The following is a 14,414-nucleotide window of genomic DNA, read 5'->3' on the forward strand; positions in this document are numbered from 1 at the left end:
TGGGCTAAAATTGGGTTCTTCCGTTAAATGCATAGATAGAAAAAAAAATTTTATATTATGATAAAAATAAAGCTGGCATCATCTATCTTTGTAGTGACCAAACTCAATGATAAATGAATGCCAGCATAATGCATAAAGCTTTTGGCATATCCTTGCAAGAATGTTTGGATATGCGTTGCGAAAGTAATAAAATAGTTTTGAATATCCAAACTCCATCAGACAAACTTTGCTGTCCGGAGTGTGGAAGCCATAATGTAGTCCGTAATGGTTTCACGGCCAGACGCTTTGTGAGCGTGCCGATAGGTTGTTCAAAGACTTTCGTCGAGATGAAGATCCAACGTGTCAAATGTTCTGATTGTGGCTGCATAAAGAACGAGGATGTCGATTTCGCAAAAGGCAAGCGCAGGCATACGACCGCTTTCGCCAATATGGTTATAGACTTGTCGCGCTTTGCAACTATACAGGACATTGCATGGTTCCTGGATGTATCTTGGGACATGGTGCGGAACATACAGATGGAGTTCCTGCAAAAGGAGTATGGCAGCCCTGACCTTTCAAACCTCAGATACATATCCATAGACGAGTTCGCTACCCACAAGGGACAAGTTTACAAGACGATAGTCGTAGACTTGGAAACCGGGCGGATTGTCTTTGTAGGTGACGGTAACGGCAAGGCTTCGCTTGAGGAATTCTGGAACAAGCTCGGAGACAGAAAGAATGACATAAAAGCCGTATGCACAGACTTGTCGTCTGCTTATACGGGGGCGGTAACGGCAAATCTCCCCAATGCCTCTCTTGTCGTGGATCATTTTCATGTGGTAAAGCTCATGAATGAAAGGATAGACCAGTTGCGCCGCCAGTTGTGGCATGCTGAGAAAGACGTTAACAAGCGTAAGGTAATCAAGGGCACGCGCTGGATATTGCTGAGAAACGGCAACGACATCTTTGACGCAAAATACAAGACAAGACTTGACAATGTGCTGAACTTGAATGAACCGTTGATGATTGCATATTACCTGAAAGAAGACTTGAGGGAAATATGGAACCAAACCAACAAGGATGATGCAGAATTGGTGCTAAACGAATGGGTGCGGCAGGCCATGGATTCAAAAATACAGCCATTGGTCAAAATGGCTGCTACCTTGCGGGCCTACAAGCCATATATACTTGCATGGTATGACTACCCGATATCAAATGGCCCTACTGAAGGTATAAACAACAAGATTAAAGTGCTGAAAAGACAAATGTATGGATTCAGAAATGATGAATTCTTCACGTTAAAGCTATACGCTCTACACGACAAGCGTCTACGCATTTAACGGAAGAACCTAAAATTGGGCACGCTGCTTGCCCAACTGGGGCAACGTGCTTACCCATCATGGGCAACGTGCTTGCCCCTGTTGGGCAGATTTGATGTCAGACGGATGCCCAATAAGCTGATGTTGTAATACTCATATTCCTGATTTCAGGATTCTGCCAACGCATGCCATTCCTGCAGTCTGAATTACTCACAGCTGACATTCCTTTCATCTGACAATTCCTCACACCTGACAATTCCTCACACCTGACAATTCCTTTCATCAGCCAAACCATCCAGACAATCGGCTGACAATCGCCAGGCAGTCAACTATCTGTTTGTCAGGATGTTACAGCCAAAAACCAGACAATCTGACAGTTTTTCGGCAATTCTTGGTTTTACTGAAAATCAGCGATATGGGCAACTTTTACTCATATCGACCAAATTAAATAAATACCACCAACGGGCTATTATCTGCGTGGCGACATCCGGAAAACCTATAAGTGAAAAACATCATTACAATAACGGAAAGCATTTTTCAGTCCTCAAACTCTTACAATTCGTTATTTAGATTAAAAAAATACGCAAAAACGCATCAGTATTTGCAGCAACATAAATCAATTTGTTGTACATTTGCAGCCGAAGCAAACAAATTAAGCCTAAATCGGTCATTAGGGATACCAAAACGGTATAATGACCGATTGGGGGATTAAACCTAACAACAAACAAAACGCAAGATGTCAGACAAGAAGATTCATTTCACCAAGATGCACGGTGCTGGCAATGACTACATATACGTCAACACATTATTATATGATGTAAACGACCCCAATTCGGCTTCCGTCAGATGGAGCGACCGCCACAAGGGTATCGGAGGCGACGGACTGGTGCTCATCTGCCGACCCACCACCGACGCTGCCGACTACAGAATGAGGATTTTCAATGCCGACGGGTCTGAGGCGATGATGTGCGGAAACGCATCGCGCTGCATCGGGAAATATCTCTATGAGTGTGGACTCACCGACAAGACGGAGATAAAACTGGAAACTCTATCCGGCATCAAGACGCTGATGCTGCATCTCGACAGCGAGGGAAAGACAGTGGAGAGCGTCACCGTTGACATGCTCGAACCGCTGACGGAGAACCACCGTCAGTATGCCGACCTCAGTGGGGGCATACTCTTGGCTGAGGGCAGACGGTTTGAGGGAACTTTCGTATGTATGGGAAATCCACACTTCGTGACTTTCCTCAACGACATCGACACGATAGACATCGCAAGATACGGTGCCGTGATGGAGCGCGACAGCAATTTCCCTGAGCGCTGCAACATCGAGTTCGCACAGATATTGTCCGACGGAGCCATCCGCACCCGTGTGTGGGAACGCGGCAGCGGCATAACGATGGCTTGCGGCACGGGGGCTTGTGCCACGGCGGTGGCGGCAGCACTCACCGGACGGGCATCGCGCCGGAGCGAAATCCGCATGGACGGCGGCACGCTGCAGATTGAATGGCGGTCTGCCGACAACCATGTATATATGACCGGACCGGCGGAAATCGTCTTCGACGGGGAAATCGGAGAATGACCTGCCGGCAGACAGAGACACAGATGAAAGAGGAAACGACAACTACACTCACAACAAGCGACAACGCTCACATAACAAACAACAACGACACTTACAACAAATAAAAAGAATTTCAATATGGCATTAGTAAACGAACATTACCTGAAACTTCAGAAGAACTACCTTTTTGCCGACATCGCCAAGAAGGTGAATGCCTACAAGGTGGCTAATCCCAAGGCCAGAGTCATCAGCCTCGGCATCGGCGACGTGACGCGTCCGCTGGTGCCTGCCGTCATCGACGCCATGCACAAGGCAGTAGACGACATGGCACACAAGGAGACATTCCATGGATACGGACCGGAGCAGGGCTATCTGTGGCTCCGCGAGGCGATAGTGAAAAACGACTTCCTGCCGCGAGGCATCCGTCTCGACCCGAGCGAGGTGTTCGTAAACGACGGAGCGAAGAGCGACACTGGAAACATCGGCGAACTGGTGAGATGGGACAACAGTCTGGGAGTGACCGACCCTATATATCCGGTATACATCGACTCCAACGTGATGTGCGGCAGGGCGGGAGTGCTCGAAAACGGCAAGTGGAGCAACGTCACCTATATGCCATGCCTGGAGACCAACGACTTCGTGCCGCAGATTCCCGACCATCGCGTAGACATGATATACCTCTGCTATCCCAACAACCCTACGGGCACGGTGATAACGAAGGAGGAACTCAAGAAATGGGTGAACTACGCTCTGAAGAACGATACGCTGATTCTCTACGATGCCGCATACGAGGCATACATCACAGAACCTCACATCCCCCACTCCATCTATGAGATAAAGGGAGCGCGCAAGGTGGCGACAGAATTCCACAGCTATTCAAAGACGGCCGGCTTCACCGGAGTGCGCTGCGGATACACCGTGATACCGAAGGAACTCACCGCCGTGACCATCGACGGCAAGGAGCGCATCGCCCTGAACACGCTCTGGTTCCGCAGACAATGCACCAAGTTCAACGGCACAAGCTATATCAGCCAGCGGGCTGCCGAGGCGATATACTCTCCTGAGGGAAAGGAGCAGACCAAGGCGGTGATTGACTATTATATGGGCAACGCCAGACTGATGTACGACGCACTGAAGAAGCTCGGCTTCAGAGTATATGGCGGAGTGAACGCTCCATACCTGTGGGTGAAGACTCCCGACGGTGTGGACAGCTGGAAATTCTTTGAGCAGCTGCTCTACGGAGCACAGATAGTATGCACTCCCGGTGTCGGCTTCGGACCGAGCGGAGAGGGCTTCGTCAGATTCACTTCCTTCGGCGAGCGCGAAGACTGCGAGGAGGCGATGCAGCGCCTTGCCAAATGGATGAAAGCATAAAATACAGCAGGCGCAAAGAACAATATTCATGACATTTATCAATAATAGACTACAAAAAGATATTAAACGCCACAAATATTATTACAAAAAGGTATACGGAAACAAGAAAAAGCATTACCTTTGCAAACTGAAAACAGAACATCAATAAAATCGACTTAAAAACAATGGCTAATTTAAGATTCCAGGTTGTAGAAGAGGCGTTCAAGAAACGCCCTGAAGAAGTTATAGCACCGGTGGAACGTCCGTCAGAGTATTTCGGAAAATACGTTTTCAACCGTGCCAAAATGTACAAATACCTGCCAGCCGACGTCTACGACAAGCTTATAGACGTAATTGACAATGGCGCCACACTCGACCGCAGCATCGCCAACGCCGTGGCTAACGGCATGAAGCAATGGGCTGAGGAGAATGGCGTGACACACTACACACACTGGTTCCAGCCGCTCACCGGCGGAACAGCAGAGAAGCACGATGCCTTCATCGAGCACGACGGCAAGGGAGGAATGATTGAGGAATTCTCCGGCAAGCTGCTCGTGCAGCAGGAGCCTGATGCCAGCTCGTTCCCAAGCGGCGGAATCCGCAACACCTTCGAGGCCCGCGGATATTCGGCATGGGACCCTACATCGCCTGTCTTCATCATCGACGACACTCTCTGCATCCCTACAGTTTTCATATCATACACCGGAGAGGCGCTCGACTACAAGGCTCCGCTGCTCCGCGCGCTGCACGCCGTAAACGTGGCTGCAACGAACGTATGCCATTATTTCGACCCTAAGGTGTCAAAGGTGACTTCCAACCTGGGATGGGAGCAGGAATACTTCCTCGTGGATGCCGACCTATACAGTGCCCGTCCTGACCTCATGCTCACCGGCCGCACACTCATGGGACACGACTCTGCAAAGAACCAGCAGATGGACGACCACTATTTCGGAACGATTCCTGACCGTGTGCAGGCGTTCATGAAGGATCTTGAGATACAGGCTCTCGAACTATCTATCCCATGCAAGACACGCCACAACGAGGTGGCGCCAAACCAGTTTGAGATAGCTCCTATCTTTGAGGAGACAAACCTCGCCGTAGACCACAACATGCTGCTCATGTCGCTCATGAAGAAGGTGGCTCGCAAACATGGATTCATAGTATTGCTTCACGAGAAACCGTTCGCCGGCATCAACGGCAGCGGAAAGCACAACAACTGGAGTTTGTCTACCGACACCGGCGTGCTGCTCCATGCTCCCGGCAAGACTCCGGAGGCAAACCTGCGCTTCGTGACATTCATCGTGGAAACACTGATGGGTGTATACCGCCACAACGGACTGCTCAAGGCGTCTATCATGAGCGCCACAAACGCTCACCGTCTGGGTGCCAACGAGGCTCCTCCAGCAATCATATCGTCATTCCTCGGTTCGCAGCTCACCCAGCTGCTCGACAAGATAGAAAACAGCGACAGCGAGGATGTGTTCAACATGGCGGGCAAACAGGGAATGAAGATGGACATTCCGGAAATTCCAGAACTGCTCATCGACAACACCGACCGCAACCGCACATCGCCTTTCGCATTCACCGGAAACCGCTTCGAGTTCCGTGCCGTGGGTTCTGAGGCTAACTGTGCCGCAGCGATGATCGCTCTGAACTCTGCCGTGGCAGAGGCTCTGGTTGACTTCAAGACTCGTGTTGACGCTCTCATCGAGAAGGGCGAGGACAAGGTAAAAGCTATCATCGACGTTCTGCGCCAGGACATCAAGACCTGCAAGCCTATACGCTTCGACGGCAACGGCTATTCTGACGAATGGGTAGAGGAGGCAAAGAAGCGCGGACTGGACTGCGAGACAAGCTGTCCGGTGATCTTCGACAACTATCTGAGCGACTCTTCCGTAGAGATGTTCACAAAGTTGGGCGTGATGACGAAGAAGGAGCTTGAGGCGCGCAACGAGGTGAAATGGGAGACCTACACCAAGAAGATTCAGATAGAGGCACGCGTGATGGGCGACCTCACGATGAACCACATCATTCCTGTTGCCACCCACTATCAGAGCATGCTGCTGAAAAACGTGCAGAACATGCGTCTGGTGTTCCCGGAGGAAAAGGCTGAAAAGCTGAGCTCGAGAAACATCAAGATTATCGAGGACATCGCCGAGCGCACACAGATTATCGAGAAGGGTGTGGAGGAACTGGTCAACGCGCGCAAGGTGGCAAACAAGCTTACCGACGAGCGTGCCAAGGCTGTGGCATACCACGACACGGTGGCTCCTAAGATGGAGCAGATTCGCTACCACATCGACAAGCTGGAGCTCACGGTGAGCGACGAGCTGTGGACTCTGCCTAAGTATCGCGAACTGCTGTTCATCAGATAACGACGGCTAACAGAAAAAGAGTTTGAAAAGACGTCATGGGGATTTTAGATTGGTCCCTCTGATATGACTACACATATTTATATGTACAATCTATTTCTTTTATTGGTTGTTTAAGTTTGGGGCTGCCTGGTTGTGAAACCGTGCAGCCCTTTTTTATGACCAAGAAAAGAGAAAACAAAAAAAACGATTTGTGAATATTTTGGACACAGTTTTGGGCACCACCGTGCCCACTTGTGGCAACGGTGGTGCCCATTTCCTGAAGAATTGCTATCCTTTCCAATGATTGTGATTTGGCTGTTTGACTCCACGTAAAACCGGGAATCATCTCACCATCACCTTGCGTGTCGTTCCGTCGCTGAGTTTCACGATGTTCAGCCCCTTCTGCTTGCCGTTGATGAGTTGTCCGGCAGCGTTGTAGCGTGCCACCTCAACGGCATTGCCACTTGCAGTGACGCTCTCAACCGATGAACCTACGGGAAAGTCGCCCTCTACAAGCACTTGGATACTAAGGTTTTTTCCGCCTGCGTCGAACTGGTTCCATGAATAGTTCGTACCGTTATACAAACACCAGTACCATATAGGAATGCTGCCATCTCCTTCTTTTACAAACGAGAGCGGAAACGAGTGGTCTTCTTGATCACCATACTGTGTGTATTCGAAAACTGCTGCAAGTTCTTCGCCTTCCTTTATGACGTAAGGCTTAGGAAAATCCTCCTGATTCCAGCCGGTTTTGCCATACTGAACGTAGTTAGAGGTAACTACCTGACCTGGAATACCATCAACAATTCGGTGAAGGTATACGCCAGACTGACCGATATCCTCACAGAGTCCGAAGCGGATGCCTACAATCTTCATACCGATATAAGGTTCAAGAATCGACTCCGTAAGGTATATGCCAACCTTGTTCTCGCCTGGATATGACGGAACTCCCATGCCATCGTCAGGGTCTGCGAGAGCATCCGAAGAGTAATAGCCCACCCAGCGCTGGTTGCTTGCTATCTTCTTCGGTGCTTTTGCCACTACCTGACTGTGCTGACGTTGAGTCATGTTCGGATTATTCTCTATCACGCTGATATTCTGCTGCGTTACACTCACCTGTGCATTGACTGCAATTGCCAGTGCGAAGGAGGCGATGGTAAGTAAAATCTTCTTCATAATTGTAGTTTTTTTATTGGTTAGTAAACGAGTTGACGAGTTGACAAGTAGACAAGGGGATTTGCTTTCCTATACAATCATTGTTTAAGTTTATAAACAAGTGATGCAAATCTCCTTGCCTACCCGTTATCTTGTCTACTTGATCGGATGCTTACGTGTATCGCTACCAGCCTGCACGAAGTAGTTCGAACCGTTGGCAGACTTGGTGAGAGTGCAATACTGCACGAAGCGCTTGCCGCCTTCCTTGGTGATGATAGCGATAGGAAGAGCGTAGGCTGTTATGCGGTAAGGATACTTAGACTCCTTGAACGTCTGCCATGAGCTCTTTGTGAACACAGCCTTCTCGAAGTTTGCACCTGCGAATTTCTTCGCTGCGGCGATACCGGCATTGCGGGTCTTGGCATCCACGGTGACGCCCTTAGGCTCTGAAACGGCATCAACGAAGTCATTCTGATAAGCGTCGAGGAGCTCTCCGATGCGCGGAGTATCGAGCTTCAGACTCAAGAGCCTCAACGAATCATCGTTCTTCGCATCCTTGTGTCTTGGCAGGAAGTCGTCAACGAGCACTTTGAGCACGAGGTGATAGAGCAGTCTTGAGAAACCGCTGCCGTCCTTTGCCGTGATGCCTGCAGCACATTCGTTGGCAAGCTTCAGCAGATTCTCGTATGGAGTGACGGTGACTGCCAGACCATAAGCCATGTTGTCGCGGTCGTAGCGCATTTGCCGGAAATTAGAAGGCAGTATTGCGTTGTCGCCGATCACGCCTGCCGTCTCGTCCTTCATGGCATAGTGGCGGATAGCTTTCACATTCATAGAATTGAGCCAAGTGTAGGCATAGACAAACTCCTTTAGAGCTTTCTCCGACTTAGGGTCAGCCATAAAACGGCAAGTCCAGAAGTTGAGAACGAACTCGTCGCAAGGCACCTGTATCTGGTCGTTAGCCAGATTCACAGGAGTGAAGTTAGGATAATGGTATGCCTTGTGAATACCGTCATACTTCAATGTTTCTGAAAACATTCCGAAGAAGATGTTGTAGAACGTGCCCTCTTCAGCTCCTATGCCGTAGAAGCGCTTGGCGTCGTCGGTGTAATAAGGTGAGTAGAGTGTAACGTCTTGAATCTGCTCATAGCAGGCATGGATATCGCCGATGCTCTTGGTGAATCCTTCCTGGATGGTCTGGTCGTTAGCCTGCGGGTCGGCAGCGAGAGCTTCCTTGCTTGGCTTATACTTGCGGTTGGGGTCGTAGTCGGCCTTCTTCATACCAGTCTTCTCCATGGCTGCGTCTTCTGCCTTGTTCCGAGCGTCGTTCTTTGCCTTTTTCACTTTATTTTCCACTTTTTCCTTGGCGGCTTTCTTTGCTTTGTTCAGGAGTCCGCCAATCTGTGCGTTTGTTGTTGCGCTGCATCCAAACAGGAGTGCGAGGGCAACGATAGTCTTTGTCATTTTCATAATCTTATAGTTTATGGTTGATGAATGTTATTGCCTCACTCTTTATATTATCAGTTTTTAATTATGGTTTCGTCTTTTCGCCTTATGTCTGTTTTCCGTCATCTATTTTCCGTCTTGAGTCAATGCATATATAATATGTATACCATTGCATCAATGGTCTTTCTCATCCTATCCATGCTGGCGGGGACTGGAGCCGGTATTGTTTATCCGGCTCCCGAGGCAAACGGTATGCCTCTGTTGATCCCCATCAACCATGATGTCTGCCTTTCGGCAACCTCCCGACGCCCACTTTCACACGGAGCGCAATATCATATATATCGTATTTTTGTGATGGTAGCGATGCAGCCTGGCTGTTCATCGCTCTTGCTGGTGCAAAGGTAAGGATGAAACAAAGGAAATCAGCTTGCATTTTCTTCCAAAAAAATTGCAAATCTTCTCAAATTGACATTTTGGTAAAATAACTTAATGAAATCGGAACAGACGCAGGAATATACAAAGATTTGAGGCATACAAGAAGGGGGATAGCCGATATAATGAATGCTAACAGGATATTACTGTATACACAGAGATGATTATTAGCATCATTGGCGATAACTTAGGAAAGCACTGAAAGATTGAAGGAAAATTGAATCTGAAGACTGGAAAATGATGTTTTTGAAGGAAAAATCAAGAATTATTGCCTCAAGGCTCTTATAGGCAACATCAAAATTGGCAAATCCTGTCAGAATCGTTATTTAACACATTATGTATCAACACTTTAGCAGTGTAAGTTTTGAAAATGTCGAGTTCGTCTAAAGTGGAAGATTTTGCTTACTGAAGTTGGCAAAAATTGCCGGTTTTGTCATCAGGGAAACGCCGCCGAAGACGGGAGGAGAAATGAAATAAGTAGGAATTGCAAGTTTTTTGAGAAGATTTGCAATGTGGGATATCCGGTTTCATCCGTAACTTTGCCCCAGACAAAAAACAAAGCGTGTCGGGAAATTTCCTCACAGAAACTGACAAAGGATAAATCCTGATAAATTGACAGAACAACAGGCAAAGGGGAGCAAAGGGGAAAGGAACTCCTCACCTGATGAAACCAAACAAGAAATATTAACCAATAAACATACTATTATGGCATACACAGAAACAACAACTACCAGCTACGGTAGCAGACTGAAAAATTCAGTAGGCGGTGTATTCTCCGGAATCCTCATGTTCATCATCGGAACCTGTCTATTATGGTGGAACGAAGGCAGAGCGGTGAAAACCACCAGAATGCTTGAAGAGGCACAGGGCAACTATGTGGAGATGAAAGACATCACAAACATCAGCCCGTCACTAAACGGCAAACTCGTACATGCCACAGGACTCGCCACGACAAAAGACACACTGACCGACGATGTGTTCGGAATCAAAGTTGGCGCAATTGCCCTGCAGCGCAGTGTGGAATACTATCAGTGGGTGGAGGTTGCCAAGAAGACGAAGAAAGACAAGCTCGGCGGCAGTGAAGAGACTGTAACCACATATACTTATGAAAAGGGGTGGAAGAGCAAACCGGTGAACTCCAGCGAATTCCACGACCCTCAGTATAAGAACAGCAACTTCGTGCTTGCCGACCTGAAGAGGGAGAGATGGGACGCTAAGGAAGTGACCTTCGGTGCCTACAAGCTGAACGAAAGTCAAGTGACGTCGCTCTCTACAAATACGGAGACAAAGGTGACTCTAACCGACGACAAGCTGCGCGAACTGGACAAGCAGATAGTGAAGATCTACAAGTCGAAACACGGCAGCAAGAGCAACGAGACGGCTGAAAACAAGGAGACCCAGAACGCTAACGACTCCGTGGAACAGAAGTCTGCTAACGCCTATAATGCTGAATGCATTCATGTTCAGGGCAACACGATATATATGGGCATGAACTCGGCTACTCCTGAAATCGGCGACGTGAGAGTGACTTACAAGCAGTGTGATCCGGGCGACGTGTCGGTCATCGCAGTGGTGAACGGCAACACATTCTCTAACTATACGGCAAAGAACGGCAAGCAGCTGTCGGTAATCAGACAGGGTGTGCAGACTGCCGACCAGATGTTCACCGAGCAGCACGAGGGCAACAGCATGCTGACTTGGGTGCTCCGCGTAATCGGCGTGCTGCTCGTAATCTCCGGTCTGCGCGGCATACTGGGCATCGCAGAGACTCTGCTGAAGGTGATACCTTTCGTGGCAAACATCTTCGCATTAGGAGTATCGCTCATCTGCGGCGTATTGGGCTTTGCATGGTCTGTAACAATCATCGCACTGGCATGGCTGTTCTATCGTCCGCTCACAGGAATCCTGCTCCTGGCTATAGTGGGAGCCGTGATTTTCGCCTTCTCTGCGAAGGGCAAAAAGCTGATTGCAGAGAAATTGAATACAAAACGCAACTAATGCAGCGAAGCCCATCGGCTGGCTGATATAGGATGGGATAAAAAGGAACCAATACTAAAAATTAATAATAACGCATGTATAAAGGAGCAGGGATCCATGGGATCAAAGAAGAAAAGAGTAAAGGATAAAAGGTTTAGGAATAAATATAGTATATAAGTTTGACATTAAGACTCCCACGGATCCTTGCTCCCACTACATGCTCAACATGATAACTAAAAACGAATTGACAATTATGAGAAAGTTTTTTTTGATGGCATTAGCCTTACTATCGCTCAGCCTCACATCATGCTCAAAAGATGATGACGGCACTGACAAGCCTAACAGCGGAACAAACACGGGCGGAACAAACACGGGCGGAACGAACAATGGCGGTTCATCGGCAAATGACCCGGGAGCGAACCTCGACGGCACACCGGGAGAAGTGGACACCACACCGCGCACAGAGACCTTCACTTTCAACGCCCTGCCAAAGAACCTGGCGGAAATGAAAGCTCTGCCCGAGGCGTCGCTCAACACTCCTCACAAGACGGCTGCTCTGTGTGTGGCTGCCCTGTGTAACATCAACAACGACCTCAACGCCACATGGGAGATGCTGGAATACCTGAACGGTCCGACACAGTGGTCGCAGTCGCAGAAGGAGCTCGTGAACAGGAGGCTGCTGAAATCGAAGGACAACAAGAGTTATATCACTTACGCCTTCTTCGACGGTGCGACACCTGCCAACAGCTACACGCCGACAATGCCGTACACCATCAAGGTGACTTCTGACAAGAACTCGTTCAGCGAGGACGGCGGCTACAAATGGGCAAAGGTGTATCTGCACAGCGGAGGCGCTGACTCGCCGGCTCCTATCACGATGAGATACAAGGAGTCTACGGGCAGATGGTTTGTAACCAACGTGATGATTGCCCTCACCGACATACGCACTCCGGCAGACAAAGACCCCTGGAAGTGACCAAGAAAACTATAACAACAACTTAAAACAATAAGACTATGAAGAAGAATATCATTATTGCTTCGCTTTTTGCGGGAGCGTTTCTGACGACAATGAGCTGTGGAAACAAGAAAGTGGACGGACCGAATCCTGACGCTGACTCTACAGAAGTGAATGAAGGTGACAAGGCAAAGGCTGGCAACGTGGACCCATGGCCATGGGACTTCCCAAGAGACGTGAAGATGGACGTGGAGAAGGGACAGACCGTTCTTACGCCGTCTTACTATCAAGAGTATCTGCAAGAAGACAAGGATCTGTCTAAAAGGACCTACGTATTCTATAGTGCTGAAGTGACGGAACCTGGAGTGGGCAGCACAAAGGTGGATCACATCGGCAAAGAATATGATGTGCCTAATGCCCTGATTATACCTCTGCCATCAGACGCCACGGCAAAGGTAGGCGACATCCTGCTCACATGGTGGCAGTCAGGATCTGGCCTGAAGCGTGCCATCGTGACCGATGCCTCTGACCCTAAGGCTCCTACGGTGTCTTACCTCGACTTGTCTTGGTCTATAAAGAACGGAGAGGTGAAGAAATTCAAAGAGGACGAGAAGATTAAGCCCGGCACATTCAGAGTGCTGAAAGAAGGCGAATGGGCTCCTGGCATGCAGGTGGCATACGAAGAGGAAGGACAGAAGAAGGCGGGATACATCATCTCGCTTACAGACGACAAGGTGCTCATCTCGGGTTTTGCAGGCCACATCTACGTTGCCAAGCGCAGCGACTGTAAGCTCATCAGTCTGAAACCTTCGTTCAAACCTGGAGACAAGGTGTTCGGTGTATACGTAGATTCTTATGAGGATAAGTTTACAGTGAAGAAGTTTGACAAGAAGAACGGTAGGGTATGGTTGGAAGACAACCGCAACACAACGTGCATCAAGAACATACTTGAAGTCTCAAACAACCTGTAATCCAACTCACAAGAAGCAACATATTTTCAAACATAAATCATGTTCTTAGAAAGTGAGGTTCTGAAATCTTGTCGCACATTATATATATATAGCGCATACAGGATTATCCTGAACAACTCGCTAATGAATTGTCAACCGCCCCGTCACTCGTTGGGAGACCAACGACGATGGGGCGGTTTTTTATCCGACACCGGTCATTAGGGTTTGCTTGGATTTTAGCCCGAATCAGTCATTAGGGTTTGCTTGGATTTTGACTTTTATCCCAAATTGCTCATTAGGCCGCTTGGAGTTTATATAACTACTGTATCATCAGCGGCGCAGCTTATGCCACTCCCCCACCGGGTCATGCTCCATCATGAATTGCTTCACTGTAATCCTGGCAATCTCCGGATCGAGCTTGTCGGTAGTAGTACTTGTGGCCTCCTCCACTTCTCCGTAGCATTCATTCACGAAGACATAATAATCTGCCTTGTCGGGGAACACGGAATATGTCCAATAAGAGACACACGGTCCTCCAGCCAACGCCGTCAGTCCTATCTTGCCGCCCTCTATCGACATGGAATAGAAAGCGAACTTCATTGGTGAGGTGTATGTCGTGATTGTCTTCACCTTGCCGTCGGTACTGTCCACGAAGAAAAAGCCTCCCGTTGCCTCATTCTCCGAAGCAAGGAAAACCACTTCGAGCCCCTCCGGCTTGTTTATCAGCGGCAGCGTGGTCCACTTGTCAAATGGTTGCTTGACGTTGGATTGCTGGTGGTCGTTGAACAGTCTCACCATCTCTTCGTATTGCTTCTTGGTGAACGGTTCGGCTGAAAGAGCCACACAGGTTTGCAGGAATGCAAAAATCATCAGTAACAATGCGCATCTTTTCATAATTCTTTCGTTTTTGTTATCGGTTAATATCTAATGTCA

At 48.6% G+C, this 14,414-nt stretch carries 10 protein-coding genes; 7 read left to right on the top strand and 3 right to left on the bottom strand.

Going from position 1 to position 14,414, the window contains the following annotated elements; genetic code table 11:
* Positions 1 to 113 precede the first annotated feature (113 nt).
* The 4 genes from ACDC99_RS09125 to ACDC99_RS09140 all read left to right on the top strand — a co-directional run bounded on the left by ACDC99_RS09125 (position 114) and on the right by ACDC99_RS09140 (position 6,587).
* The gene (locus ACDC99_RS09125) at positions 114 to 1,319 is read left to right on the top strand and encodes an ISL3 family transposase (RefSeq protein ID WP_042517111.1); all 1,206 of its coding nucleotides are present in this window, start codon (positions 114 to 116) and stop codon (positions 1,317 to 1,319) included.
* 715 nt (positions 1,320 to 2,034) lie between these two features.
* Positions 2,035 to 2,880: a diaminopimelate epimerase gene (gene dapF / locus ACDC99_RS09130; RefSeq protein WP_370756611.1), complete on the top strand. Its 846-nt coding sequence runs from the start codon at positions 2,035 to 2,037 to the stop codon at positions 2,878 to 2,880.
* A 117-nt stretch (positions 2,881 to 2,997) separates the two neighbouring features.
* Positions 2,998 to 4,233: an LL-diaminopimelate aminotransferase gene (locus ACDC99_RS09135; RefSeq protein ID WP_370756612.1), complete on the top strand. Its 1,236-nt coding sequence runs from the start codon at positions 2,998 to 3,000 to the stop codon at positions 4,231 to 4,233.
* 164 nt (positions 4,234 to 4,397) lie between these two features.
* Positions 4,398 to 6,587 (top strand): glutamine synthetase III family protein, encoded by a 2,190-nt coding sequence (locus tag ACDC99_RS09140; RefSeq protein WP_022316644.1) that lies wholly within the window; start codon positions 4,398 to 4,400, stop codon positions 6,585 to 6,587.
* 321 nt (positions 6,588 to 6,908) lie between these two features.
* On the opposite strand, the gene ACDC99_RS09145 is transcribed toward ACDC99_RS09140, so the two are convergent.
* Positions 6,909 to 7,742, bottom strand: a complete 834-nt coding sequence (locus ACDC99_RS09145) for a hypothetical protein (RefSeq protein ID WP_022316645.1) — start codon at positions 7,740 to 7,742, stop codon at positions 6,909 to 6,911.
* A gap of 135 nt (positions 7,743 to 7,877) precedes the next feature.
* Positions 7,878 to 9,191 (bottom strand): hypothetical protein, encoded by a 1,314-nt coding sequence (locus tag ACDC99_RS09150; RefSeq protein ID WP_288745350.1) that lies wholly within the window; start codon positions 9,189 to 9,191, stop codon positions 7,878 to 7,880.
* A 1,113-nt stretch (positions 9,192 to 10,304) separates the two neighbouring features.
* Here ACDC99_RS09150 and ACDC99_RS09155 point away from each other — a divergent pair.
* From ACDC99_RS09155 to ACDC99_RS09165, 3 genes are all read left to right on the top strand, one after another.
* The gene (locus ACDC99_RS09155; RefSeq protein ID WP_370756613.1) at positions 10,305 to 11,597 is read left to right on the top strand and encodes a TMEM43 family protein; all 1,293 of its coding nucleotides are present in this window, start codon (positions 10,305 to 10,307) and stop codon (positions 11,595 to 11,597) included.
* Positions 11,598 to 11,829: 232 nt separating this feature from the next.
* Positions 11,830 to 12,552: a DUF6935 domain-containing protein gene (locus ACDC99_RS09160; RefSeq protein ID WP_022316648.1), complete on the top strand. Its 723-nt coding sequence runs from the start codon at positions 11,830 to 11,832 to the stop codon at positions 12,550 to 12,552.
* A 38-nt stretch (positions 12,553 to 12,590) separates the two neighbouring features.
* Positions 12,591 to 13,502 carry a hypothetical protein gene (locus tag ACDC99_RS09165; RefSeq protein WP_370756614.1) on the top strand — a complete coding sequence of 304 codons (912 nt, stop codon included), beginning with the start codon at positions 12,591 to 12,593 and terminating at the stop codon, positions 13,500 to 13,502.
* Positions 13,503 to 13,811: 309 nt separating this feature from the next.
* Here the strand turns inward: ACDC99_RS09165 and ACDC99_RS09170 are convergent, their stop codons facing one another.
* Complete coding sequence (locus ACDC99_RS09170; protein WP_156139329.1) at positions 13,812 to 14,375, bottom strand: hypothetical protein; 564 nt, start codon at positions 14,373 to 14,375, stop codon at positions 13,812 to 13,814.
* Between the last annotated feature and the right edge of the window lie 39 nt (positions 14,376 to 14,414).

This window comes from Prevotella pectinovora, assembly GCF_041323955.1.
GTDB classification, from domain to species: Bacteria; Bacteroidota; Bacteroidia; order Bacteroidales; family Bacteroidaceae; genus Prevotella; species Prevotella pectinovora.